1 pseudogene is annotated in these 253 nt (G+C 46.6%); it reads right to left on the bottom strand.

What is annotated here, in order from left to right:
* Positions 1-253 (bottom strand): annotated as a pseudogene (locus tag D1841_RS18565) (methylaspartate mutase subunit E); the annotation flags it as partial.

Raw genomic sequence — 253 nt, 5'->3', positions numbered from 1 at the left:
TCTCTCTTTTCTGCCTGTGCACGTTCTTCAATTTTTTCTCTGTTGAAATCGATCAACTCTTTGGAAAGCGGCACATTGGCAGCATTTAAGATACGAATTGCGCCGTCATTGTCCCTTGCCGGCAGCATTTTTCCTGCGTTTAGTTTGCTCGGTGCAAACGGAATATCTAAAACACCTGCCTGGAATGCTCTAACAGTGCCCACTGCCAAATCGCCTTCGCCCAGTTCAAAGCACTTATCTACAATACAGCGGG

The organism is Neglectibacter sp. X4, from assembly GCF_009917365.1.
In the GTDB taxonomy this organism is placed as follows: domain Bacteria; phylum Bacillota; class Clostridia; order Oscillospirales; family Acutalibacteraceae; genus Acutalibacter.
This window is presented reverse-complemented; position numbering and strand designations above follow the sequence as displayed.